Origin of the sequence: Devosia alba (assembly GCF_039938915.1) — a bacterium.
Taxonomy (GTDB): Bacteria; Pseudomonadota; Alphaproteobacteria; order Rhizobiales; family Devosiaceae; genus Devosia; species Devosia alba.
This window is the reverse complement of record NZ_JBDUUI010000009.1, coordinates 106,975-131,455: the sequence shown is the minus strand read 5'-3', so window position 1 is coordinate 131,455 and position 24,481 is coordinate 106,975. Positions and strand designations below refer to the sequence as shown.

Annotated in this window: 23 protein-coding genes; 11 read left to right on the top strand and 12 right to left on the bottom strand. The window is 63.8% G+C overall.

Translation table 11 applies throughout. The features are described from left to right. Positions 1–12: 12 nt before the first annotated feature. The 3 genes from purD (at position 13) to ABFY71_RS14035 (ending at position 2,785) form a co-directional block, all read left to right on the top strand. Positions 13–1,287 carry a phosphoribosylamine--glycine ligase gene (gene purD, locus ABFY71_RS14045; protein ID WP_347946655.1) on the top strand — a complete coding sequence of 425 codons (1,275 nt, stop codon included), beginning with the start codon at positions 13–15 and terminating at the stop codon, positions 1,285–1,287. Positions 1,288–1,429: 142 nt separating this feature from the next. Beyond that, complete coding sequence (locus ABFY71_RS14040; protein ID WP_347946654.1) at positions 1,430–2,302, top strand: patatin-like phospholipase family protein; 873 nt, start codon at positions 1,430–1,432, stop codon at positions 2,300–2,302. A gap of 114 nt (positions 2,303–2,416) precedes the next feature. Then, positions 2,417–2,785: a DoxX family protein gene (locus ABFY71_RS14035; protein ID WP_347946653.1), complete on the top strand. Its 369-nt coding sequence runs from the start codon at positions 2,417–2,419 to the stop codon at positions 2,783–2,785. A 16-nt stretch (positions 2,786–2,801) separates the two neighbouring features. Here ABFY71_RS14035 and ABFY71_RS14030 read toward each other — a convergent pair whose 3' ends face one another. Further along, positions 2,802–3,260: a nucleoside deaminase gene (locus ABFY71_RS14030; protein ID WP_347946652.1), complete on the bottom strand. Its 459-nt coding sequence runs from the start codon at positions 3,258–3,260 to the stop codon at positions 2,802–2,804. A gap of 90 nt (positions 3,261–3,350) precedes the next feature. On the opposite strand from ABFY71_RS14030, the gene mutL reads away from it, so the two are divergent. The 3 genes from mutL (at position 3,351) to ABFY71_RS14015 (ending at position 5,858) form a co-directional block, all read left to right on the top strand. Further along, the gene (mutL, locus tag ABFY71_RS14025; protein WP_347946651.1) at positions 3,351–5,177 is read left to right on the top strand and encodes a DNA mismatch repair endonuclease MutL; all 1,827 of its coding nucleotides are present in this window, start codon (positions 3,351–3,353) and stop codon (positions 5,175–5,177) included. 81 nt (positions 5,178–5,258) lie between these two features. Beyond that, positions 5,259–5,540 (top strand): type II toxin-antitoxin system RelE/ParE family toxin, encoded by a 282-nt coding sequence (locus ABFY71_RS14020; RefSeq protein WP_347946650.1) that lies wholly within the window; start codon positions 5,259–5,261, stop codon positions 5,538–5,540. A gap of 12 nt (positions 5,541–5,552) precedes the next feature. After that, positions 5,553–5,858, top strand: coding sequence for a HigA family addiction module antitoxin (locus ABFY71_RS14015; protein ID WP_305582526.1), 306 nt, complete (start codon positions 5,553–5,555; stop codon positions 5,856–5,858). 81 nt (positions 5,859–5,939) lie between these two features. Here ABFY71_RS14015 and edd read toward each other — a convergent pair whose 3' ends face one another. The 4 genes from edd to ABFY71_RS13995 all read right to left on the bottom strand — a co-directional run bounded on the left by edd (position 5,940) and on the right by ABFY71_RS13995 (position 11,186). Continuing rightward, on the bottom strand, positions 5,940–7,754 hold the full coding sequence (gene edd, locus ABFY71_RS14010; protein WP_347946649.1) for a phosphogluconate dehydratase: 1,815 nt from the start codon (positions 7,752–7,754) through the stop codon (positions 5,940–5,942). 121 nt (positions 7,755–7,875) lie between these two features. Beyond that, positions 7,876–8,571: a 6-phosphogluconolactonase gene (gene pgl / locus ABFY71_RS14005; RefSeq protein ID WP_347946648.1), complete on the bottom strand. Its 696-nt coding sequence runs from the start codon at positions 8,569–8,571 to the stop codon at positions 7,876–7,878. Positions 8,572–8,740: 169 nt separating this feature from the next. Next, positions 8,741–10,222, bottom strand: coding sequence for a glucose-6-phosphate dehydrogenase (zwf, locus tag ABFY71_RS14000; RefSeq protein WP_347946647.1), 1,482 nt, complete (start codon positions 10,220–10,222; stop codon positions 8,741–8,743). Between the two features lie 28 nt (positions 10,223–10,250). Next, positions 10,251–11,186 carry a glucosamine kinase nucleotide-binding domain-containing protein gene (locus tag ABFY71_RS13995; protein ID WP_305582517.1) on the bottom strand — a complete coding sequence of 312 codons (936 nt, stop codon included), beginning with the start codon at positions 11,184–11,186 and terminating at the stop codon, positions 10,251–10,253. A gap of 194 nt (positions 11,187–11,380) precedes the next feature. Between ABFY71_RS13995 and cobU the strand changes: the two genes are divergently transcribed. Then, positions 11,381–11,944 carry a bifunctional adenosylcobinamide kinase/adenosylcobinamide-phosphate guanylyltransferase gene (cobU, locus tag ABFY71_RS13990; RefSeq protein WP_347946646.1) on the top strand — a complete coding sequence of 188 codons (564 nt, stop codon included), beginning with the start codon at positions 11,381–11,383 and terminating at the stop codon, positions 11,942–11,944. Positions 11,945–12,071: 127 nt separating this feature from the next. Here cobU and cbiB read toward each other — a convergent pair whose 3' ends face one another. From cbiB to cobA, 4 genes are all read right to left on the bottom strand, one after another. Further along, positions 12,072–13,034, bottom strand: coding sequence for an adenosylcobinamide-phosphate synthase CbiB (cbiB, locus tag ABFY71_RS13985; protein ID WP_347946689.1), 963 nt, complete (start codon positions 13,032–13,034; stop codon positions 12,072–12,074). Then, the gene (locus ABFY71_RS13980; protein WP_347946645.1) at positions 13,034–14,497 is read right to left on the bottom strand and encodes a cobyric acid synthase; all 1,464 of its coding nucleotides are present in this window, start codon (positions 14,495–14,497) and stop codon (positions 13,034–13,036) included. The genes cbiB and ABFY71_RS13980 overlap by 1 nt, the downstream gene beginning before the upstream one ends. 8 nt (positions 14,498–14,505) lie before the next feature. Continuing rightward, the gene (locus tag ABFY71_RS13975; protein WP_347946644.1) at positions 14,506–15,795 is read right to left on the bottom strand and encodes a cobyrinic acid a,c-diamide synthase CobB; all 1,290 of its coding nucleotides are present in this window, start codon (positions 15,793–15,795) and stop codon (positions 14,506–14,508) included. Between the two features lie 132 nt (positions 15,796–15,927). Continuing rightward, a complete protein-coding gene (gene cobA / locus ABFY71_RS13970) occupies positions 15,928–16,764 on the bottom strand; it encodes a uroporphyrinogen-III C-methyltransferase (RefSeq protein WP_347946643.1) in 837 nt (278 codons plus the stop codon). 68 nt (positions 16,765–16,832) lie between these two features. On the opposite strand from cobA, the gene ABFY71_RS13965 reads away from it, so the two are divergent. Next, the gene (locus ABFY71_RS13965) at positions 16,833–17,561 is read left to right on the top strand and encodes a cobalt-precorrin-6A reductase (protein WP_347946642.1); all 729 of its coding nucleotides are present in this window, start codon (positions 16,833–16,835) and stop codon (positions 17,559–17,561) included. Here ABFY71_RS13965 and ABFY71_RS13960 read toward each other — a convergent pair. After that, positions 17,495–17,941, bottom strand: a complete 447-nt coding sequence (locus tag ABFY71_RS13960; RefSeq protein ID WP_347946641.1) for a cobalamin biosynthesis protein — start codon at positions 17,939–17,941, stop codon at positions 17,495–17,497. The genes ABFY71_RS13965 and ABFY71_RS13960 overlap by 67 nt on opposite strands. Before the next feature lie 285 nt (positions 17,942–18,226). Between ABFY71_RS13960 and ABFY71_RS13955 the strand changes: the two genes are divergently transcribed. From ABFY71_RS13955 to ABFY71_RS13945, 3 genes are all read left to right on the top strand, one after another. Beyond that, on the top strand, positions 18,227–19,120 hold the full coding sequence (locus ABFY71_RS13955) for a cation diffusion facilitator family transporter (RefSeq protein WP_371136245.1): 894 nt from the start codon (positions 18,227–18,229) through the stop codon (positions 19,118–19,120). An 88-nt stretch (positions 19,121–19,208) separates the two neighbouring features. Beyond that, positions 19,209–19,382 carry a hypothetical protein gene (locus ABFY71_RS13950; protein ID WP_305582501.1) on the top strand — a complete coding sequence of 58 codons (174 nt, stop codon included), beginning with the start codon at positions 19,209–19,211 and terminating at the stop codon, positions 19,380–19,382. Between the two features lie 84 nt (positions 19,383–19,466). Continuing rightward, positions 19,467–19,934: a hypothetical protein gene (locus tag ABFY71_RS13945; protein ID WP_347946640.1), complete on the top strand. Its 468-nt coding sequence runs from the start codon at positions 19,467–19,469 to the stop codon at positions 19,932–19,934. On the opposite strand, the gene cobO is transcribed toward ABFY71_RS13945, so the two are convergent. Then, positions 19,931–20,593 (bottom strand): cob(I)yrinic acid a,c-diamide adenosyltransferase, encoded by a 663-nt coding sequence (gene cobO, locus ABFY71_RS13940; protein WP_305582496.1) that lies wholly within the window; start codon positions 20,591–20,593, stop codon positions 19,931–19,933. The two genes, ABFY71_RS13945 and cobO, sit on opposite strands and share 4 nt — an antisense overlap. Then, entirely contained in the window at positions 20,590–24,423 is a 3,834-nt protein-coding gene (gene cobN, locus ABFY71_RS13935) for a cobaltochelatase subunit CobN (protein ID WP_347946639.1), read from the bottom strand. Before cobN ends, cobO begins: the two co-directional genes overlap by 4 nt. Between the last annotated feature and the right edge of the window lie 58 nt (positions 24,424–24,481).

Sequence of the window (24,481 nt, the reverse complement as noted above, 5' to 3'; positions counted from 1 at the left end):
GGAGGGCATGACATGCGGGTTCTGGTGATCGGTTCGGGTGGGCGCGAGCATGCGCTGGCATGGAAAATCGCCCAGTCGCCGCAGTTGAGCAAGCTGTTCATTGCCCCAGGGAATGGCGGGACGGGCGCGGTCGCCGAGAATGTTGCACTCGACATTACCGATCACGCTGCTGTCGTGGCTTTCTGCCAAGCCCAAAAAATCGACTTCGTGGTGGTCGGTCCCGATGCCCAGGTCGTGGCCGGGCTGGGCGACGACGTGCGGGCCGCGGGGTTTGACTGTTTCTGCCCATCCAGGGCAGCCGGCCAGCTCGAGGGGTCCAAGGGCTTTACCAAGGCACTGTGCGACGAGATGGGCATCCCCACCGCCGCCTATGGGCGCTTTGACACCGAAGCGGCGGCGCTGGCCTATCTCTATACGCAAGGCGCCCCTATCGTGATCAAGGCTGACGGACTGGCCGCCGGCAAGGGCGTCACGGTCGCAATGAGCGTGGACGAAGCCGAGGCGGCGATCATCGATTGCTTTGCCGGGGCTTTTGGCCAGGCCGGCGCAGAAGTGGTGATCGAGGAATTCATGGAGGGCGAGGAGGTCAGCCTGTTCGTGCTGTGCGACGGCACCGACATTCTGCCGCTGACCACCGCCCAGGACCACAAGCGCGCCTTTGACGGCGATACCGGCCCCAATACCGGCGGCATGGGCGCCTATTCCCCTGCCCCGGTGATGACCCCGGAAATCTATCAGGAAACACTCGACCGGGTGATCTGGCCCACGGTCAGGGGTCTTGCGGCGCGCGGCACTCCTTATCAGGGCGTGCTCTATGCCGGGCTGATGCTGACGGCGACCGGGCCCCGCCTGGTGGAGTACAATGCCCGCTTTGGTGACCCGGAAACCCAGGTGATGATGCTGCGCATGGAGAGCGACGTCCTGCCGTTGCTGCACGCCACAGCAACCGGCACGCTGGCGGGGCATGACGTGGTCTGGAAGGACCAATATGCCCTGACCGTCATCATGGCCACAAAGGGCTATCCGGGCAGCTACGCCAAGGGCTCGGTGATCAAGGGACTGGAAAATGCCGGCTCCGCGCATGTTCAAGTGTTCCACGCGGGAACGCGGCGCGATGGCCTGCGTTTACTTGCTGAGGGCGGACGCGTGCTTAACGTGACCGCACTGGGCTCTAGTGTCCGGGAGGCACAGCAGCGTGCTTACGCAGGCGTGGACAAAATTGACTGGCCCGAAGGCTTCTGCCGCCGCGACATCGGCTGGCGCGAGCTTGCCCGCAGCGGCCTCTGAACCTTTCCTCAACCTAAGTACGCTAAGCTCGGGCAAGACAGTCTTTGGCCAGACGCCGTCGCCCCGTCCGCTGACCCCGCTGCAAATGCGCGGCCAAGCCTTCGCCGACCGTCTGCGCAACAAGGGCAAGGAGCGGGACGCAATGAGCACGATTTCGGGGCCAAGAATTGGCATCGCACTGGGCGGCGGCTCGGCGCGCGGACTGACCCATATTCCCTATATTGAAGCCATGGATGAACTCGGGCTGAGACCGACGGTTATTTCGGGCACCTCGATCGGCGCCTTGATCGGCGCCGGCTGGGCGGCGGGCATGACGGGCAAGGAATTGCGCGAGCACTCCTTTTCAGTGCTGGGCACGATGCGCACCATCGCCACCAAGCTGTGGGCGATCCAGTTGCGCGGCCTGGGCGGCATTCTCAAGAATGGCATTTCCATGCAGCTCGATGCCAGCAGCATTGTCGACAGCTTCATTCCGGAGGGGTTCCCACTCGAGTTCAAGGATCTCAAGATCCCGCTCTATGTTGTGGCTACCGATTTCCAAAGCTGGCACCAGGTGGTGTTCAATTCGGGCGCGCTGCGGCCCGCCATCGCCGGCTCGATCGCCATACCGAGCCTGTTCAGGCCGGTGACCTATGCCAACCACATCCTGGTCGATGGCGGAGTGGTCAATCCGCTGCCGCTCGACCAGGCCGATATCGGCACCGATTTCCTGATCGGCATCGACGTCAATGGCGACCCGTCCCAAGGCATAGCCAAGACCGATCACAAGGCGCTCGACCTGTGGTTCGGCTCAGCCCAGATCATGATGCATTCGCTGACGGCGCATATGATGGCGGCCTATCCGCCCGACATCTACATAAGGCCACATGTCGCCAATTTCGGCGCGCTGGAGTTCTGGCGCGTGCGCGAAATCGTGTCCCATGGCGAGGCCGAGAAGGACCGGTTCAAGCGCATTCTGGCCCAGAAGATCGAAGACTATATCCAGGACCGGTTGCCTGCGGCCGGGGTCAGGTAGCCCGGCGAAAACGCCCTCGCTCGCCAATGGGATCATGGGGTATGTCGAAGCCGACGCCCCTGGTTCGTCGTGGTGCTGAGGCAGCATTCACGCTGCCCATGAAAGGGGTCGATCATGGTACTGGCGGGCTGGATTTTGAGCGGGTTGCTCATCGTGTTTATTCTGGGGGCATCGGTCGCACCCAAACTGCTTGGGCTACAGGCGGCCATCGAACCGCTGACCGTGGTCGGCTGGCCGATCAAGTACATGCTGCTGATCGGCTGCATCGAGCTGGCCTGCATGGCGCTCTATGCGTTTCCCCGCACAGCCCTGCTCGGGGCCGTTCTGATGACAGGCCTGCTGAGCGCCGCACTGGCCGCCAATCTGCGGGTCGACAATCCGCTGTTCAGCCATACCCTGTTCAGCATCTATTTCGGCGTGGCCATGTGGGTAGCGCTGTGGCTGCGTGACCCGAAAATCCGGGATGTGTTTCCGCTGAGCTGAGCGGACCGGCGCAGGCTCAGTCGTGCCGCAGCGCGCGGAAGAAATCCTTGAGCATGGTTTCGGCGCGTTCAGCGCCGATGCCGCCGATCACTTCGGGCTGGTGGTGGCAGGTGGGCTGGTCGAACAGGCGTATGCCGTTTTCCACCGCCCCGGCCTTGGGGTCCTCGGCAGCAAAATAGACCCGCCGCAGCCGCGTATGCGCAATGGCGCCTGCGCACATGGCGCAGGGCTCCAGCGTCACATAGAGATCGCAGCCATCGAGCCTGCCGGTGCCGCGCCTGGCCAGCGCGGCACGCATGGCCAGCAATTCGGCGTGGGCGGTGGGATCATTGAGCGCCTTCATGCGGTTGCGCTCGGCGGCCAGCACGATATTGCCTTCCATGATGACGGCGCCGACGGGGGCTTCACCATTGGCGGCGGCTTCTTCGGCCAGTGCCAGGGCGTGGTTCATCGGGGTGCTGGGCGGCTGGGTCATCCGCTGGTGATACTGGCCGGGGGCAAGTTGCACAAGCGGGTCGGAAAGCGCCGGCTAAACCTCTATATTCGGCACTCAGGAGAATCGCCCGTGCCCATCCGCCAACTGCCCGAAGTTCTGATCAACCGCATCGCCGCTGGCGAGGTGGTGGAGCGGCCTGCCAGCGTGGTCAAGGAACTGGTGGAGAACGCCATTGATGCCGGCGCCAGTCGCATCGTTGTCACCACGGCGGCGGGCGGCAAGAGCCTGCTGCGCATCGAGGATGACGGGCACGGCATGGATCGGGCCGATCTGCTGCTGTCAGTGGAGCGCCACGCCACCTCCAAGCTCGCCGGCGACGACCTTGACGATATCCGGAGCCTCGGTTTTCGCGGCGAGGCGCTGGCATCAATTGGCTCGGTGGCCGAGCTGACCATTTCGTCGCGCACCGCTGATGCCGAGAACGGGTTGCGCATTGAGGTGCGCAATGGCGTGCGCTCGGGGCCGGTGCCACAGGCGCTGAATCGGGGCACCATTGTCGAAGTGAAGAACCTCTTCGCCAATGTCCCGGCGCGGCTCAAATTTCTCAAGACCGATCGCGGTGAATCCGGCGCCATCACCGATGTGCTGAAGCGCCTCGCCATGGCCAATCCCAGCGTGCATTTTGTGCTCAATGGCAGCGACCGCTCGGCGTCGAACTGGCCGGCGGTCACCGGCACCGGCGCCCTGCAGGCCCGGCTGGCGCAGGTGATCGGTGATGATTTCGCGCAGAACGCAGTGACGCTGGCGCATAGCCGGCATGGTGTGGTGGTGGCCGGGATGGCCGGGCTGCCCACCTATACGCGGGCCAATGGCCTGAGCCAGTTCTACTTCGTCAATGGTCGATCGGTGCGCGACAAGGTGCTGGTGGGGGCGGTGCGGGCCGCCTATGGCGACTATGTCTTCCGCGACCGCTTCCCGGTGGTGGCGCTCTATATTGCCATTGATCCAGCAGAGGTTGACGTCAATGTGCACCCGGCCAAGGCCGAATTGCGCTTCCGCGATGGGGGGGCGGTGCGCAGCGCGGTGATCCGGGCGATTGGCGAGGGGCTGGCGGCCGCCGGGTTCAGGGCCTCAAGCAGTGTGGCCGACGATGTGCTGGGGGCGTTCACGGCGCCAGAGCCGCAGGCCGGTGTCCCATCCTCGGCCGCCTTCCCCTACCGTCCCGCGCAGACAGCAGCGTTCGCCGGCTATGAGCGCGTGTCGGGATCGGGCAGCAGCAACCCGTTCTCGCCCGGCTTTGGCGAGCCGCGCATTGAGGGCCTTGACGGGCCCAGCGCGCGGGTGGAGGCCGAACCGGCCCCGGCGCTGGCCGACTACCCGCTGGGCACGGCGCGGGCGCAGATGTTTGACAATTTCATCATCGCGCAGAATGGCGAGGGCCTGTTGCTAGTCGATCAGCACGCCGCTCATGAGCGGCTGGTCTATGAGCGGTTCAAGGCACAGCTGGCGTCGGGCCCGGTACCCAGCCAGGCGCAGCTGATCCCGCTGGTGGTGGAACTGCCCGAGGAAGACTGCGCCCGGCTCGAAGACGCCGCACCGGAACTGGAACGCTTCGGGCTCTATCTCGAACGCTTCGGGCCGCGTGCCGTCGCCGTGCGCGAAACTCCCGCGCTATTGGGCAATACCGACATTGAAGGGCTGGTGCGCGATATTGCCGACGGGCTGGCCGAATGGGATTCCATCGCCGCGGTCAGCGACCGGATGGAGGCCATCATCGCCCGCATGGCCTGCCATGGCTCGGTGCGGTCAGGGCGACGGCTCAGGGTCGACGAAATGAACGCTCTGCTGCGGGACATGGAAGCCACGCCGCATTCCGGCCAGTGCATCCACGGCCGCCCGACCTATGTCGAGCTCAAACAGAAGGATATCGAGCGGCTGTTCGGGCGGAGTCGGTAGACGTATCTCTAGATGATACGTATTCTTGACATCAATCTTAGTAATCTTAGTATCACTTAATAATACGTTCTCAGGTTGCGGATGATTGGATCGTTCAAAGGCAAGTTTGCCGAGCAGGTATCGCGTGGCAACTGCCCCAAGGGCTTTGCGCCGGATCTGTTGCGTCCTGCGCAACGTAAGTTGGCAGCTTTGATGTCAGCCACAAAGCTTGCCGATCTACGCGTGCCGCCTGGCAACCGGCTGGAAGCGCTGTCGGGCATTAGGGCAGGACAGCATTCGATCCGCATCAACCAACAATGGCGTATCTGTTTCCGCTGGGTGGATGGACGCGCCGAGGATGTAGAGATTGTCGACTACCATTGAAAGGACATGACCATGGCTATCAGGATCACGCCACCGGTGCATCCAGGGGAATATCTCCGCGAGGAACTGCTGGAGCCGCTCAAGCTAACGCCCTATGCCTTGGCGGCCCGGCTTGGCGTGCCGCGCACCCGGATCGAGCGACTGGTGCGCGCGGAAACCGGTGTCACGCCCGACACTGCGCTGCGACTGGGGCGGTTCTTTTCAATGACGCCGGAATTCTGGATCAACATGCAGGGTCTCTACGACCTGACACTGGCCGAAGCGGCTGCGGACGAGGCCTTGCGGTCCATCGAACCGATGACCCTGCCCGCAGCCTGAGCCATTCGGCCATAGGCCTCATGGCCTTCTTGCCTCAAATCGCTCCACAGGAGCGATTTGACCCTGCGGGTCGGTTCGAAGTTACTGAAACACACTCGCGCCCTTGTCCGCGACGCCGACCATGGCGCGGAAGTTGGCGAAGAGTTCGCGGCCCATGCCGAAATGCTGGCTGCGCAGATCTTCGGTGGCCGGGGTGCGGGCGAAGAACTCCTTTTCGTCGCCGAGGAAGGTCAGCGTGCCCGCATTGGCGTCGAGCCGGATCATGTCGCCGTCGCGGATCTTGGAGATCGGGCCGCCATTGACCGCTTCGGGGGTCATGTGGATGGCAGCAGGCACCTTGCCCGAGGCGCCGGACATGCGGCCATCGGTGAGCAATGCCACCTTGAAGCCGCGATCCTGCAGCAGGCCCAGCGCCGGGGTCAGCTTGTGCAATTCGGGCATGCCGAGTGCCTTGGGGCCGGAGAAGCGCACTACGGCAATGAGGTCTCCAGTGAGCTCGCCAGCCTTGAAGGCGGCCTGCAGGCCTTCCTGACCATGGAACACCCGTGCAGGTGCTTCGATGACGCGGTGCTCGGGCTTGACGGCGGAGACCTTGATCACCGAACGGCCGAGATTGCCGCTCAGCAGCTTGAGGCCACCGGTCTCCTGGAATGGCTTGGCCACCGTGGTCAGCACCTTGGGCAGCGCCGATTCCTTGGGTGCGGGCTCGAAGGCCAGCTTGTCGTCGATCAGCTTGGCCTCGACGGTATAGTTGGACAGCCCGTTGCCCCAGACGGTCTTGACGTCTTCATGCAGATGGCCGCTCTCGAGCAGTTCCTGGATGAGGAAGCCCATGCCGCCGGCGGCGTGGAAATGGTTCACATCGGCCACGCCATTGGGATAGACGCGGGCCAGCAGCGGGGTCGCGTCGGAGAGATCGCTCATATCGTCCCAGGTGACCTGCAGGCCAGCGGCGGCCGCAATGGCGATCAGATGCATGGTGTGGTTGGTGGATCCGCCTGTGGCGTGCAGGCCGACCAGACCGTTGACGATGGCCTTTGCATCAATGACGTGACCGACCGGGGTGTAGTCATTGCCCTGCGCGCTCAACGACAGGGCCCGCACCGAGGCGGCCTTGGTCAGCGCATCGCGCAGCGGGGTGCCCGGATTGACGAAGCTGGCGCCCGGCAGGTGCAGGCCCATGATTTCCATCAGCATCTGGTTGGAATTGGCAGTGCCATAGAAGGTGCACGTGCCGGGCGAGTGGTAGGATTTGGACTCGGCCTCGAGCAGTTCGGCGCGGCCGACCTTGCCCTCCATATAGAGCTGGCGGACCTTGGCCTTCTCGTCATTGGGCAGGCCCGAGGGCATGGGGCCGGCAGGAATGAAAACGGCCGGCAGATGGCCGAAGGTCAGGGCGCCGATCAGCAGGCCGGGGACGATCTTGTCGCAAATGCCAAGATAGACAGCAGCGTCAAACATGTTGTGGCTCAAGGCGATGGCCGTGGCCATGGCGATCACGTCGCGGCTGAACAGGCTGAGATCCATGCCCGGCTGGCCCTGGGTGACGCCGTCGCACATCGCCGGAACGCCGCCGGCAAACTGGGCCGTTGCGCCCATTTCACGGGCGGCCTGCTTGATGATGTCTGGATAGAATTGATAGGGCTGATGCGCGCTCAGCATGTCGTTGTAACTGCTGACGATGCCCAGATTGAGCGACTTGCCGCCGGCCAGTTGCGCCTTCTCGGTGGGCGAGCAGGCGGCAAAGGCGTGGGCCAGATTGCCACAGGAGAGTACGGTGCGGTTGACGCCGGCCTCGCGGGCGGCATCAAGACGGTTTAGATAATCAAGGCGGCTATCGCGGCTGCGTGCCGTGATACGATCGGTAACATCCTGGATGGCCTGACGGACAGACATATCGGCTCCTAACTTTGCAGTTGTCGCGCCTTCAACGAGGAAAAGCGGGACCGCTTTTCCTCAAAAACGCGCCGGGGAGCCCTTCGTGGCCAGAGCGGTCAATTGGGGATCGCTGAGGGGACTATGGGCACCAGTAGACGTTGACAGTATGGCCGGACCGCAAGACGGCACGAATGGGCATGTCCTCGATCGGGCCATCTCCCAAAGCAGCGTCAAGAACGGCGGCTTTTTCCTCCCCTTCGATATGAAGGTACAGCCCATCCGCGCGGAGGAGTCGCGGCAGGGTAAAGGTGATGCGCGGTTCGCCCGCGCCGGGCGCACGGATCGCCAGGGTCGGGCCGTCGGCAGTCAGCGCCTCGTCCAGCGTGTCGCCGCCGGGAAAGAACGAGGCCGTGTGGCCGTCGCTGCCCATGCCCAGCACGACAGCAGCAAACTGCTCGGGCAGCCCGGCCAGCAGAGCATTGGTGCGAGCGACACCAGCGGCATCGGGCTCATCGCCGCCCGAATAGAGCGGGAAGAACCGCGCCACGGCAGCCGGGCCTTGCAGCATGCGCTCATTGACCAGCAGCGCGTTGGAGCGGTCATTGGTTTCGTCGACCCAGCGCTCATCGACCAAAGTGACGATGACCTTGGACCAGTCGATATCCTTGGTCTTGCCCAAGGCGAGAAAGAAACGGCCCGGCGTCGAGCCACCACTGACGGCAATGGCGGCCTCGCCCCGCGCGGCGATGGCAGCGCGAATGCGATCGGCAACGGCCTCCGCCAATTCCTGGGCGAGGGTCGGCTTGTCAGCAAAGCTGCGGCGTTCAATGGTCATGCCCAAATTCCTTCCAAGACAGTCGCTCTTTCGCCCCCCTTGAGGGGAGGGACTGAGGTGGGGACCATCAGCGAACCACAAGGCGCCCCCTCCCCAGCTTTGCCAAGGCCCATTGGGCCCAGCGTCGCCACCTTCCCCTCAAGGGGGAGGGTGAGCCAGCGCCGAAGCATTAGTTGTCGTCCTCATGCCAGGTGCGGCCGTCGCGTTCGATCAGGGCGATGGCGCCGCTGGGGCCCCAGGTGCCAGCCACATAGGATTGCGGCGCATCGGTCGAGCGCTCCCAAGCCTCACGGATCGGGTCGATCCACTTCCAGGCCGCCTCCAGTTCGTCGCGGCGCATGAACAAGGTCTGGTTGCCGCGGATCACGTCGAGCAGCAGCCGCTCATAGGCTTCTGGCGTTCGTTCGGAGAACGCCAGGGCAAAGCTCAGATTGAGCGGCTCCTCGCGCAGGCGCATGCCGCCAGGACCGGGATCCTTGATCATCATCATCAGCTTGACGCCCTCATCGGGCTGCAGGCGGATGATCAGCTTGTTGGCCTTGGGCGCGCCCTCGGCATGATCGAAGATGGAGTGCGGGATCGGCTTGAACTGGATGGTAATTTCCGAGACGCGGTTGGCCATGCGTTTGCCGGTGCGGAAATAGAAGGGCACGCCGGCCCAGCGCCAGTTTTCAATTTCGGCCTTGAGCGCCACAAAGGTTTCGGTGCGGCTGCCCTTCTTGTCGTCGGGCAATTCGTCCTGATAGCTGGCCACCGAGGTGGTTTCCGAGCTGACACCCCTATACTGGCCGCGCACGGTATTCTTGGCGACATCACCATTGGTGATGGGCTTGAGCGAACGCAGCACCTTGAGCTTTTCATCGCGCAGCGCATCGGCGTCGTCGCTGGCCGGCGGCTCCATGGCCACCAGGCACAGCAGCTGCAGCATGTGGTTCTGGATCATATCGCGCAGGGCGCCCGATTCATCGTAATAGCCCCGCGTGCCGGCGCCGACGCTTTCGGCTACGGTGAGCTGGACATGGTCGATATGGGCGGAGTTCCAGATCGGCTCGAACATGGTGTTGGCAAAGCGCAGCGCCAGAAGGTTCTGCACCGTCTCTTTGCCGAGGTAGTGGTCGATGCGATAGACCTGATCTTCCTTGAAAATCCTGGCGACGCCGTCATTGATCTCCACCGAGGAGGCAAGGTCGTGGCCCAGGGGTTTTTCGATCACCACACGCGCATCGCGGCGGTAAAGCTTCTTCTTGTGCAGGTATTCAGCGATCGGCGCGAACAGGTCAGGCGCGACGGCGAGATAGAAGGCGCGGATCACTTCCGGATCGTCGCGCAGATTTTTACCCAAATCGCCCGAGGCCTCGGGGTTGCTGGCATCGACCGGCACATAGGAGAAAATCTTGATGAAGCGGTCGATGACCTTTTCATCCTGATATTCCTTCTCGACGAACTGGACGATGGCGTCGCGCGCCGCCTTCTGGAACTCCGCGTCACTGAGCTTGGAGCGCGAGGCGCCGATGATGCGGCTGGTTTCGTCGAACTGGCCATCGTGGAAGCGGTGATACAGCGCCGGGATCAGCTTGCGCTTGGTCAGGTCACCAGTGGCGCCGAACACCACATAGTCGAAGGACGGAACGGGAATGATGCGGCTGGACAATGGGCTAGTCCCTGGTTTTACGGTCGGTTCAGGCGAAATTTTGCTTGGCGAGGATGATCGCGCCATGCAGCGGCTCGTGGCGCGGCAGCATGACGAAATCGCCATAGCGCTTTTCCAGCAACGGGAACAGACGCTGGCCGAAGCCACCGACGATCGCCATCACCTTGGCATTGCGCGCCTTGAACCAGTTCACATAGGTTTCGATGTAGCCAAACTGCAGGTCGAGCATTTTGAGGGCAACCGGGTCGCCTTGTTCAAGATAGTCGCTCAACAGCGGCATGATTTTACCGTATTCGGCGGGGGCACGGCCGATCAACGCATCGTCGCAACCTTCCGAGCCGTCCCGGCTGATGATCTTGAGGTCCATGTCGGCGGCAAATGACCAGGTCATGACCGCCTGATTGTCGCCGCCAAGCATCGCAATCACCGCCCTGGTCAGCGGCGAGGCCGGCACCAGGCCATCTTCGGCTTCCACCGCATAGCGCACCAGTTCGCGCCCCAGAATGGCGCCACTCATCTGGTCACCGATCTGGAAACCCCAGCCACCGGCCTGATGGCGCTGACCATCCACCACAGCCAGGGCGGCCGAGCCGGTGCCGACAATGATCACCGCGCCCTCCTCGCCAGCCAGGGCGCCGGCATGGGCAATATCGATATCATCATAGACCTTCACCCCGGCGAAGGGCCAGGCGCGTGCGGCGAATTCATCACGGGCCGAGTCCATACGGCCGCCGGCCATGCCGAAGCAGGCAAAGGTGTTGGCGGTTTGCGCATAGTCGATGCCGGCGGCCTTGAAGACGTCACGCGTGCCATCCAGAATGGCCTTGTAGGCAGGCGCGCCATCGTCAATCTGCAGGTTGGAGCGGCCATTCTTGACTTCTGCCAGGGTGCGCAGATTCTCATCGGCCAGACGCACGCGGCAATTGGTACCGCCGCCATCAACGCCAAGGTAGTATCTGGTCACGCTCGGAGTCTCCGAAATCAGAAGGGATTCTAGGTGGTTTCGGCGCGGACCATAATGCCAAAGCGGCTAAGACGAAAGTAGGATAAGGCACAAAAAATCCCTGCCAAGTCCAAGCGCTGCATGGCTTGCCGGCGCCGGTGACATGGGCAGGCATTGGGGGATGATTCTGTGGCAATATCAGCGGGAGCAATCAGATGGGAATCCTGAACATGACACGACACGCGCTGGTGCTGGGGGGAGCCCGTTCGGGCAAGACCGCCTTTGCTGAAAGTCTGGCGCTGCGTAGCGGCAGCACGCCGGTCTATGTGGCGACCGCCGAGGTGCTTGACGGCGAGATGCGCGACCGGGTGGCCAGCCACCAGGCAGGACGCGCCGGGCAATTTGCCACCATCGAGGAGCCGCTGGCGCTGTCGACGACCCTGATCAAGGCGGCCCGGAGCCACGACGTCATTCTGGTGGACTGCCTGACCTTGTGGATCACCAATCTGCTGATCGCCGGGGAAAATGTCTCCGAGAAGGTCGAGCGGCTGAGCGATACGCTGGGGCAACTGGACGGGACGCGGGTCATTCTGGTGAGCAATGAGGTCGGACTGGGCATTGTGCCGGACAATGCGATGGCGCGCACCTTCCGCGACCTGGCCGGCAGCGCGCATCAGCGGCTCGCCGACATCTGCGACGATGTGTATTTCGTCATTGCCGGCCTGCCGATGACGCTGAAGGGTGAGCCGCCCATTCCGACCATGGGGCTGCCGCAATAAAAAGCGGCAGGACTCTCTCCCATTGCGGGGAGAGAGGCGATGGCGCCGGGACCGCGAAGGCGTGGGGGAATTGACGAGCACGCCTGGCAGGACGACCGACTCACCCCGAGGTCTCATAGGCTGCGGCTCAGGCCGCCAGGATCAGCAATGCCAGCACACTGCTGACCACCAGCAGCACGTTGAGGGTCACGCGATAGAGCGTGAGCGCGCGGGTGATGTGGTAGGGACCGAGCCTGGTTTCGCCCTGCCCCATAATTGGCAGATCAACCATCTCGCCATCGTAACTGCGCGGTCCACCCAGCGAAAACCCAAGCGCGCCGGCGAAACTGGCTTCCGGCCAGCCTGAATTGGGCGAGCGGTGCTGCATGGCGTCGCGCTTTGCCGCCTGCCAGGCCTTGGACGGGCTGGCGCCGGACACGAAGAAGCTGGCAATGGTCACCAGAACCGCGGTCAGTCGGGCGGGGACCAGATTGACCAGATCATCGAGCCGCGCGGCCGCCCAACCGTAATCGGCATAGCGCGCATTGTGGTGGCCGATCATGGAGTCGGCGGTGTTGATGGCCTTGTAGAGCGCGATACCCGGCAGGCCGAGCAGGATCAGCCAGAACCAGGGTGCGACCACGCCGTCGGAGGTACTTTCGGCCAGGGTTTCAATGGCGGCGCGGGACACGCCGGCACTATCAAGCTGCTGCGGATCGCGACCGACAATGTGGCTCACCGCTTCGCGCCCGGCTTCGAGCGAGGTCAGCAGCGCATCGGCCACCGCCTGCACCGCCCGACCCAGCTCCTTTTGCGCCAGGAAGGGCGTGGCCAGCAGGATTTCGAGCACCCAGCCGAGCGGGATGCCGCGCAGCACCTGTTGCACCATGACAGTTACCACCAGCGTCGCGCCGAGCAGGGCGACCAGGGCGACAATGCCGCGCGTGCGGCGCTGTTCGGCGGATTGACCGACCTTCCACAGCCGCTGTTCGAGCCAGGTGAGCAGATTGCCCATCCAGATCACCGGGTGGCCGATCTGGTCGAGCAGGCGAGGAGGATAGCCCTGCCACCGCTCGAGAATCAGGGCCAGGGGAGCGATCAATGCGTGCATCATTTCAGCCTAACCGGTTCGGCGAGCGCCACCAGGGCGTCGATATCAATATGCTGTTCGAGGTGAGCAGCCAGATCATCAAGCGTCTGCTCAATGCTGGCTTCATAGGCGAAATCGGGCGCCGCGACATTACCCAGCACGGCGCGACGGAAACTGTCAGCAGCAAAAAGGCCGTGCAGATAGGTACCCTGTACCAGCCCATCGGCACTGACGGCGCCTTCGCCGACGCCACCGACTTGCGCAAAGGGCCGGGCAATGTCGGGACCCTGGGTGGCTCCCATATGCATGTGATAGCCGGCGATGGTGGCGCCGGATGCCAGATGCAGGGCCTGTTCGACGCGCAATTGCTTGACCGGGGTCAGTACGGTTTGGACATCGAGCAGGCCGAGGCCGTCGCTGACACCGGGCGCCCCTTCGATGCCGTCGGGGTCGGCAATGGAACGGCCCAGCATCTGGTAACCGCCGCAAATGCCGATGATACGGCCCCCGGCACGGTGATGGGCCGCAATATCGATATCCCAGCCATTGGCGCGCAGGGCCGTCAGATCGCTGCGGGTGGCTTTGGAGCCCGGGAGGATGATCAGGTCGGCCCTGCGCGGAATGGGTTGGCCCGGCGCCACCAGCACGAGATTGACCCCGGGCTCGGCGCGCAGCGGATCGAGATCGTCAAAATTGGCGATGCGCGGCAGTTGCGGCACGGCAATGGTGAAGCTGCCGGACTTGTCCGTGCTATAGTCGGCCAGCGCCAGCACGTCCTCGGCAGGCAGCTTGTGAGCGGCGGGAAACCAGGGCACCGGGCCGAAGCAGGGCACGCCGGTTTTTTGTGCGAGAAAGGCAATGCCGTCGGCGAAAAGCGACGGATCACCCTGAAACTTGTTAATCAGGGTAGCGCGGATGCGTTTGGCATCCATGGGATCGACCACGGCAAAGGTGCCGACCACCGACGCGATGACCCCGCCGCGATGGATGTCACCAACCAAAATCACTGGAATATCAGCAGCTTGTGCGAAACCAAAATTGGCAATGTCATTGCTGCGCAGATTGACTTCGGAGGCGCTGCCAGCGCCTTCGACGAGAACGACGTCCACATCTGCAGCCAGTTCGCGAAAGGCGCCGAGCACTTCGGGCAGCATCTTGCCACGCTCATTCCAGTAGGTGCGCGCGGTCATTGAGGCCCGCCGCTGCCCTCGCACAACCACTTGTGAACCAGTTTCCAGTTCAGGCTTGAGCAAAACCGGGTTCATTGCGGTGATCGGCGCGCGCCGCGACGCCCGCGCCTGCAGCGCCTGGGCCCGACCGATCTCGCCACCATCGGCGGTGACGGCGGCATTATTGCTCATGTTCTGCGGCTTGAACGGCGCGACCCTGAGCCCGCGATTGGCCAGGGCGCGGCACAGTCCGGCGACCATCAGCGATTTGCCAACGTCCGACCCGGTCCCCATGAACATCAATGCCTTGGCCATGACCGGACTTATGCCGCATCAATGACGTGGGCGTAAGACCCCATCACCCGCCCGATTACCGCGCCCATGGGCGGCATGGCATCACCGCGCGCGTCGGTCGCGGCAAATAGCGGCGGCAGGCGTGACTGTTTGGCCGAGGAATAATGGAATTCGTGGCCGTTCAGATGCCCGGGCCAGGGCAGATCACTAGACTGTATCAGACGGCGATAGCCCAGAATGCGCTTGGGCCGGTCGATGCGGGTGGTTACCGGCAATAGCCCGGCCATGGCGTGGCTGGTGCCTGACTTATCCACCAGCGCCTCGCCCAGAACCATAAAGCCGCCGCACTCGCCATAGAGCAGCGCGCCGCGATCACGGGCCGCCACCAGACCCGCCTTGAACAGATTGGCGGCGGCGAGCGTCGCGCCATGCAGTTCGGGATAGCCGCCGGGCAGAAATATCGCATCGGCATCGAAGGCCGGGGCCTCATTGAGCAGAGGCGAAAAGAAACTCAGTTGCGCGCCCTGACTGCGCCAGCCATCGAGCAGATGCGGATAGGCAAAGGCAAAGGCATCGTCACGAGCAATCGCCATATGCTGGCCCAGAGGTGGCAGGCTGGGTGCAGCGCTTACGTCAGCGTCGAGCGGGGCAGCGATGGCCTGAAATCTGGCGAGATCGACATAGTCGCCCATGGCCGCCGCCGCTTCAGCCAGGAAGCTGTCAAATTCATTGACCTCGCCGGGCAGCACCAATCCCAGATGGCGCTCGGGCAGCGCCAGCGCCGGATTGCGTGGAATGGCGCCAAGGCAAGGGATGCCGGTCGCGGTAAGGGCATCAACCAGCATGCGCTCATGCTTGGTCGACGCCACGCGGTTGAGAATCACTCCCGCCACCCGCACGCCGACCCGCCAATGGGCAAAGCCGGCCACGAGGGGCGCGACCGACTGGCTTTGCCGGTCAGCGTCAACCACCAGCACCACGGGCAGTGCGAGCAGTTCAGCCAGATCGGCGGTGGAACCATCGCCGTCGGCAGCACCATCAAACAGGCCCATCACGCCCTCGACCAGCAGCAGATCGGCGCCTGTCGCCTGGGTGGCAGCCAGATGCTTGATGCGGCGCGGGCTCATCGACCATGGGTCGAGATTGACCGCTTCGCGCAACGCGGCGCGGCCAAGGAAGGTCGGGTCGATATAGTCAGGACCGGTCTTGGCAGGGGCCACCACGACACCGCGCTGTCGCAAGGCCGCGAGCAGGCCGAGCGTGACCACGGTCTTGCCCGAGCCCGAGCGCGGCGCGGCGATGACAAGGCCGGCCGTCATGACGCCCCGCTCCCTTGAGAGGCGGGACTGAGGGGCGGCAGGTTAGGCGTGGGGGTCCAAACGCCCCCCTGCCCGGCTCTGCCCTCCAGGGAATGCGGAGACTGGAGCAGAAGCCCCTGAGCGGTGCTCATTTCAGCCAAAGACATGCCTCCGGGCCTCGTCGACATACCAGTCGAGGCTATGGCGATATTGGCTGACTGGCCCCAGCACGACGATGGCCGGGGTCGGCACGTCGCGCAAGCTTCCGGCCTCGGCCAGCGTGGTTTCGATCACGCTCTGCTGCGGGGTGGCCGCATGCGAGATGATGGCGAGACGATCATCGCCGGCCCGTCCTGCAGCAAGCAGTTTTTCGGCAATCGAGCCCAGGTGCTTGACCGCCATGAACATGACGATGACCGGCGCGGCCTGGGCGACCGCGGGCCAGTTGACGCCATGCGGCACGGCGCCGGATTCATCGTGGCCGGTGAGAAACATCACCGCCTGATTGGTATCGCGATGGGTGACGGGAATGCCGGCATAGGCCAGGCCGCCAAGGCCCGAGGATATGCCGGGCACGATGCGGAAGGGAACGCCCGCCCTGGCCAAGGTACCGGCCTCCTCGCCGCCGCGCCCAAACATGTAGGGATCACCGCCCTTGAGCCGCAGTACGCGCTTGCCGGCCTTGGCCAGAGCGATCAGCTGCAGGGAAATATCGGTCTGCCTGGGCGATGGCTTGCCACCGCGTTTGCCGGCAAAAACGCGTTCGATATGGCGCGGGGCCAGGGCCAACAGCTCGGGCGACACCAGTGCGTCATGGACGATGACATCGGCCTGCCCCAAGGCGTGATAGGCCAGGAGGGACACCAGGCCCGGCCCGCCGGGGCCGGCCCCAACCAGCCAGACACTGCCCGGTTCGAGCGCCGGAAAGTCGGCATTGTCGAGGGCGGCAAAATGGGTGCGGCGGCGGGGTTTGCGGATCCAGCCAAACATTAGTGCATCAACCCTTGAGGCGCGGGATGGGAATGGGCAGAGTGGCGCGTCATGAAGCACCGCGTGCAATGAAGATTCTGATCCTGGGCGGCACCGCCGAAGCGCGTGAACTGGCGAACCGTCTGGTCGAGCTGGGGCATGCGGTCACCAGTTCGCTGGCTGGCCGGACGCAAAACCCTACTTTGCCCACAGGTGCGGTGCGCCTGGGCGGGTTTGGCGGCGCGTCCGGGTTGGCCGACTATCTTGGCAGCGAAGGCATTGAGCGACTGGTCGATGCCACCCACCCCTATGCCGGCACGATGTCGGCAAATGCCGTTGCGGCAGCGGCAGCAAGCGGCGTACCGCTGGTGCGCTATATGCGACCGGGCTGGGACCAGCCCGAGGGTGCGGACTGGACCCATGTCACCACGGCTACCGAAGCCGCCGCTGCGCTGCCAGCTGGCGCCAGGGTGCTGCTGACCACGGGGCATGCCGGTCTGGCCGAATTTGTAGGGCGGTCGGATTGTTGTCTTCTCGTGCGCCTGATTGAAGCACCGGCCATGACGATGCCGCCGCACGCCAGGCTGTTGCAGGATCGGCCGCCCTATGATCTGGCTGCTGAAACAGCGCTGCTGGAGCGCGAAAAAATCACTCATCTGGTCACCAAGAATTCCGGTGGCGAACAGACAATGGCCAAGCTGGAAGCGGCACAGCAGATGGACGTAAAGGTGATCATGATTGCCCGCCCCGCCTATGGCCCGGCGCTCGAAGTGAGCAGCGTCGAGGCTGCCATGACGGCGCTGGCGCTGAACGGCTGACCGAAACCGGCAAGGTCGAAGCCGGGATTGCAGCGGGCAATGGCGCAGGTGGCAAAGGCCGATTTGCGCTTATACAGTTGCAGCGGCCCCGCCATCGCAGCCACCGCATCGGCGATGCCCGGCACGTCACCACTGAGATCATCATCGTCAAGCAGACGCAGCGGCACGCCGAAATGCAGTGCGACCGGCAGGAGCACCGAGCTGGCCTGCTTGCGGCTATGGGTGCCGATGGCGGCCAGTTGATTGGGGTGGAGCGCCAGTTCGGCGAGGCACGATTCGATCAGGGCGATGATCTCAGCGGCACTGGCCGCCGAAGCAAAGCCGATACCGGCGACAAATCTGTCTGCTGGGGTGGGAATTGCCCCGAATCTAGCCGTCATAGTCGCCTCTCAACGTGAAGAGGCAGGTTCGCTCAAGACCGTTGCAGCTTCGGGGTTGGTCCCCGATTTGGGTCGACCGCACCGAATTCTGTTTCAGTTCCTTCGTGGGAACTCTGCGCCGTTCGGTTCTAGGCGGGCAGAAGCGCTTGGTCAATCAATGGCTTGGCAGGATCAGCGACCAGATAAGAATGCTTCTGAAAATGATTTGCAAATTCAACGACTTGCACCATGGGATATGGAACGGTATGGGCTTTTGATGAATCTGATCGAGGCTGAACAGTGACCATCACCGCAAACCGGACGCTTGCCATTGCGGCGATCAGCCTGTTGATCGGGCTGATCGTGCTGGGCCTGAAATTCCTCGCCTGGCGGATCACCGGCTCGATTGCGCTGTATTCTGATGCGCTGGAATCAATCGTCAATGTCGTCACCGCCGTCGCGGCCCTGGTCGCGGTGTGGCTGGCCCAGAAGCCGGCCGATGCCGCCCTGCCCTATGGCTATCACAAGGCGGAGTATTTCTCGGCGGTAGTTGTGGGCGTGATGATCATCGTCGCCGCCATGTTGATCGTGCGCGAAGCGGTGTTGGGCTTCATGGCGCCTACACTGCCCGACGCCCCGGTCCAGGGCCTTGCCGTCAGCATCGTGGCAACGATGATCAATATGGCCTGGGCCTATGTGCTGATACGCCATGGACGATCGGTGCGCTCGCCGGCGCTACAGGCCGATGGCAAGCATTTGATGACCGACGTGGTCTCAACGGCCGGCGTGGTTGTCGGCCTGGTGCTGGTCTATCTGACCGGCTGGGCCGTGCTGGATGCCATCCTGGCGGCGCTGGTGGCACTGAACATATTGTGGTCGGGCTGGGCCGTCATTCGCGACAGCGTTGGTGGCTTGATGGATGTTGCCGTGCCCAAGGACATCCAGCACACGATACGCGAAGTCATTGCCAGCAATGCCGAGGGAGCCATCGAAGCCCACGACATCCGGACAAGGCAGGCCGGCAAGATGACCTTCATCGATTTTCACCTGGTGGTCCCCGGGACGATGCGCGTGGATGCCGCGCATGAAATTTGCGACACCATCGAAGCCAAGCTACGCGAGGCGGTGCGCGAGGTGCAGATCACCATCCATGTCGAACCCGAAGACAAGGCCAAGCACTCGGGCATTGTGGTGGTGTAGCTTTGCGGTGCGTAACCCGCTGGCGAGGATTTCGAATCTCGACAACTCGGCTAAAATCACCTCGTCAACTTTGGAGGAGGAGATAAATATGAACCTGAATGCGCCCACCCAAATGGTGTTTATCATCGCCGTAGTACTCGCCCTCGTTGCACTCATCGGTTACTTCATGCCGACGATTGCGATCATCGGCGTCTATTCGTTCTGGATCATGACGGTGGCCTTTATCGTATTGGCCGCCGGCGTGATGTTCCGCGGCGCCTGACAAACGATTGGACCGACCAGGGGTCCTGGCCGGTCCGCCTTGCGCAAGCTTGCGGCGCAGCAGCAACGGCGGCAGAGTGGCGCCATGCGTACGCTCCTGTTTGTCCTATTCGCCCTGCTGAGCCTGCCTGCCTTCGCGCAGGGCGGGGACCGTTATGACAATGCGCGCTTTGGCTACAGCATCAGCGTACCGGCCGGCTTTGTTGGACTGGGCGAGAGCGACAATGGTGACGGGCAGCACTTTGCCCTGCCCGGCCGCGCCATCACGCTCAGCGTCTGGGGCGGCTGGCTGGATAATTTTGACAGCGAAGTAGCCGCGCGCATGGCGCAGGACGCCACCGCAGGCTGGAACCAGACCTATCAGGCCGTCACGCCGCGCTGGGCCAGTTGGTCGGCGATTGCTGGAGGGCAAATTCTCTACCAGCGGATGATCCTGCTCTGCGACGGCCAGAGCTACGCCGCCTTCCGCGCCGAATATGGCGTGCGCGACCGAGCCGAGATGGACCCGGTCATTGAGCAACTGGCTGTGTCGCTGCGCGGGAGCGGCTGCTAGAACTCGATACCGACCTGTGCCTTCACGCCGGCGCGGAAGTGATGCTTGATCTCGGTCATTTCGGTGACCAGATCAGCGATCTCGATCAGCTCGTCCTTGGCATTGCGACCGGTGACGATGACATGGGTATCGACCGGCTTATTGCTGAGGAATTCCACCACTTCGGCGATCGGCAGATAGTCGTAGCGCAGGCAGATATTGAGCTCGTCGAGCAGCACCATCTTGTAGCTGGGGTCCATGATCAGCGTCTTGGCATGCTCCCAGGCCTTGCGGGCGGCGGCCAGATCGCGCTGGCGGTCGGCAACGTCCCAGGTAAAACCCTCGCCCATGGCGTTGATGGTGACCAGCTCGGGGAATTTGAGCAGCACATCACGCTCGCCAGTTTCCCAGGCGCCCTTGACGAACTGCACCACACCGACCTTGAAACCATGGCCGAGGGCGCGGAATACCATGCCGAAGGCAGCGGTCGACTTTCCCTTGCCCTTGCCGGTATGGACAATGAGCAGGCCCTTTTCCTGGGTCTTGGTGGCCAGGATCTTGTTACGCGCCTCACGCTTCTTGCGCATCTTCTCGGCGTGATAGGCATCGCGTTCCGCCTCGGTCATCAGGTCGGTTTTCTTGGCGGGTCTGGCTGGTGTATCGGCGGGGTTTTCGGTCATGGGGCATCCTCCAGAAAAGCGTAGGCGGAGTTGGAGCGCGGGGTCCAGAGGCCGCGCTGGCGGGCGTCGTTGAACTTGGCGATCAGCTCGTCATAGCCGTAGCGGTTGGCGGTCTGGATGAAATCGCGGGTGGCGTCATCCTCGACGAAAGCCTCGAAGGCCAGATCAAAATGGTGCGTCTTGACAGCGCCCGTGGTGGCGGCAAAGGCGAACATGAAATCGACGGTGGCGATGATCTCGAAGGCGCCGCGATAGCCGTGGCGCTTGACGCCATTGAGCCATTTTGGATTGACCACGCGGGATCGCATGACGTGGCTGATTTCTTCCTCGAGCGTGCGGATAAGCGGCCGCTCGGGACGGGAATGGTCGTTGTGATAGGCGGCAGGTTTCAGCCCGGTCAGCGACTCGGCCGCGGCGGAAAGGCCGCCTTCGAACTGGTAGTAGTTATCGCTGTCGAGCAGGTCGTGCTCGCGATTGTCCTGATTGTGGATCACCGCGTCGATGTCAGAGAGCCGGGCGGCAAAGCGGTCGCGTTCGGGCGTGCCACTGGCCTGGGCGCCATAGGCGTATTGGCCCCAATCGAGCGCCCGCTTGCCCAAATCGGCCTTGCTGGCCCAGTTGCCGGAATCGATCAGCGCATTGAGGCCGGCGCCGTAGGTGCCTGGCTTTGAACCGAAAATTCGGTGTCCGGCGGCCAGTCCAGCCTCAGCCTGGCTCTGTCCCTCGGCCATCAGGCCGAGCGCGTCGGTGCGCATGCGGGCGGCAATGGGGTTGTCGTCGGTGGGCTCATCGAGCGCCCCGATGGCGCGGATGGCGCGGTCGAACAAGGCGATCTGGGCGGGAAAGGCGTCGCGGAAGAAGCCGGAAATACGCAGGGTAACGTCGACGCGGGGGCGGCCCAGCCTGGGCAGGGGGATGATCTCGTAGCCAGAGACGCGCAGCGAGCCGGGATCCCAGACGGGCCTGGCGCCGATCAGCGCCAGCGCCTGGGCAATATCGTCGCCGCCGGTGCGCATATTGGCCGTGCCCCATACCGACAGAGCGACCGAGCGGAGATGGTGGCCATGGCCCTGCAAGTGGCGGAGGACCAGGCTTTCGGCGGACTTTTTGCCGAGATCCCAAGCCGTTGGGGTGGGCACGGCGCGGTTGTCGAGCGAGAAGAAATTGCGGCCGGTAGGCAGCACGTCGAGCCGGCCGCGCGAGGGGGCGCCGGAGGGACCGGGGGCGATGAATTTGCCATCAAGGCCATCGAGCAAGGCCTGGATTTCGGCGGGGCCGGAGGCGGCCAGACGGGGGCGAATAATGGTTTGCACGGTGTTGAGCACGGCGGCAGTGGCGGCCCAGGCGGGGTCGGATATGCGGGCACCGGTGACCAGATCGGCGGCGATGGCTTCGAGAAGTTCGACGACGTCGCCCTGAGTGCGCAGTGCCCCACCCTCGGTCCCTCCCCACAAGGGGGAGGGAGTGAAGGTGGGGGTAGGCCCCATCCATGGCTTGCCGAGTTTGGCTGTCAACGGATCAAAACCAAGCTTGAGATCATCGGCAAGGGCACGGATCAGCGAATTTTCCCCGGCGCCATCGCCGCGCGGGACGCGGGCCAAAGCAACGATGAGATCGCGCTGCAGATCGCCCTGCGGCGACTGACCGAAAATATGTAGGCCGTCGCGGATCTGGGCTTCCTTGAGGTCACAGAGGAAGTTGTCGATCTTGATCAGTGCCTCGGTCTCGTCCTCGGGCAGGCCGATATCGCGGTCGAGCCGGCTGTCACGGGTAAAATCGAGAATACGGCGCCTGAGATCGGCGAGGCGGCGGCGGTCCATACCGGCGGCGGCGTAGTATTCATCGAGCAGGGCTTCGAGGTCCTTGAGCGGACCATAGGTTTCCGCCCGGGTGAGCGGAGGCACCAGATGATCGATGATCACCGCGCCGCTGCGCCGCTTGGCCTGGGTGCCCTCGCCGGGGTCGTTGACGATGAAGGGATAGAGATGGGGCAACTGGCCCCAGAGCGCGTCGGGGTAGCTGGCGTCATCCAGCGCCGTGGCCTTGCCGGGCAGCCATTCGAGCGTGCCGTGCTTGCCATTATGGATCAGCGCGTGGGCGCCGAACTCGTGGCGCAGCCAGAGATAGGCGGCGAGATAGGCATGCGGCGGGACCAGGGCGGGATCGTGATAGCTGGCGGTTTCATCGAGATGATAGCCGCGGGCAGGCTGCAGCAGGATGGCGACATTGCCAAAGATCAGCGCGGGCAGATGGAAGCTGTCGCCACGCGCGAAGGGATCGGCGGCGGGGTCGCCCCAGCGGGCGGTGACCTCGACGCGGATTTTTTCCGGCAGGGTCGCGAAGAGTTCGGCGTAGCGGCCCAGGGTGAGCGAGGCGGGGGCTTGACCACGCGTAGGATCGGCGTTGGTGGGGCCCGATTGGAGGGCGGTGATGAGCGATTGGGCGTCAACGGGTGGCCCCCCTCCCCCTTGAGGGGAGGAAGTGGGGGTCGTTGTCGTGTAACCCGCACTTTCAAGCATCCGCAGCATGCGCACGGTCGACTCCGGCGCGTCATAACCAACGCCATTGGCGAGGCGGCCGTCACGGATGGGGTAGTTGGCGAGGACGAGGGCGATGCGGCGGTGGGCGCGCGGGGTGGCGCGCAGGCGGGACCAGTTGGCGGCGAGGCTGGCGGCGCGGGTGATGCCGGCATGGTCGGGGGCGTAGGCGGTCAGGGGGATCTGGCAGCGCTCGTGCCAGACGGCATCGGCGCGGTGGCCGACGATCAGGCCGGCCAGGCGGCCATCGATTTCAGGCATGACCAGGAACATGGCCATATCCTTGGAACTCAGGCCTTGGCTATCGGCCAGCCATTGCGCCTCGGAGCGACCGGACTGGATCAGCTGGATCACCGGGGCGTCGGTGCCGGCAAAGGGGTTGGCCTTGGCATCGAGGCCATCGATGCCAAGCGCAAAGCCGGTCAAATTGAGGATCGCCGATGGCGCGGTGTTGCCCAGCACCTGCTGCACAAAACGGACGCAGGCGGCTTCCTTGAGCGAGGAAACCAGCAGGGGCACGGGGGCGAGGCCCTGCGCCAGCAGTTCGGCGATGAGCGCTTCGATGGTGGCGGTGCCGGCGCCTTCGAGCGCGGCGCGGTAGAACAGGATGGGGACGTGGGCGGGCTTGTGGCCGGGCGGCAGGCAGAGGGTGGCGCGGATGCTGTCCTGGTCGGTGACACCGAGGCCGGGATACCAGAGGCCGAAGCGGGCGAAGGGTTGGGGAGCCAATGAAGAAAGAACCCCCTCATCCGCCCCTGGGGCACCTTCTCCCACAAGACGAGAAGGTGATCCGGCGGATGACGGTGGACCGGCAGTTGCCAGTCGGGCGAAGGCAGGCAAAATCAAATCGGCATTGTCGGGGCCGCCGGCGATGAACAGGCTGTGCAGGCGGTTCCAGTCGTCGGGATGGATGGTGGAGCGCGATTGCAGGATGGGGTCGGGATTGGCGTCGCCGGGCAGCAGGGCCAGCGGGATCCTGCGGTTGGCGCAGAGCGCGGTCAGTTCGTCGACGCCATACTGGAAATAGGCCGCGCCACCGATCAGGCGCAGCACGACGAGACGGGCGTGGGCTACGGTCTGTTCGAGCCACAGATCGACCGAGAGATTATTGGAGAGGCGCAGGGTATTGGCGAGGCGCAACTCGTCCTCGCCAGCGCGATCGGCTGCGGCGGCCAGCATGGAGAGTTCGCTATCGGCCGAAGAGGCAAAAACCAGCGCGCCGGGGCGCTGGGCGAGATCGATGGCCTCGCCCTCCTGCTGAATGGCGCCGGCCTGGGCCGATAGGAGGTGCATCAGCAGATCTCTTTCGACTTGATGCGGATCAAATGGCGCTGCAGTGCAGTCGTGCAAT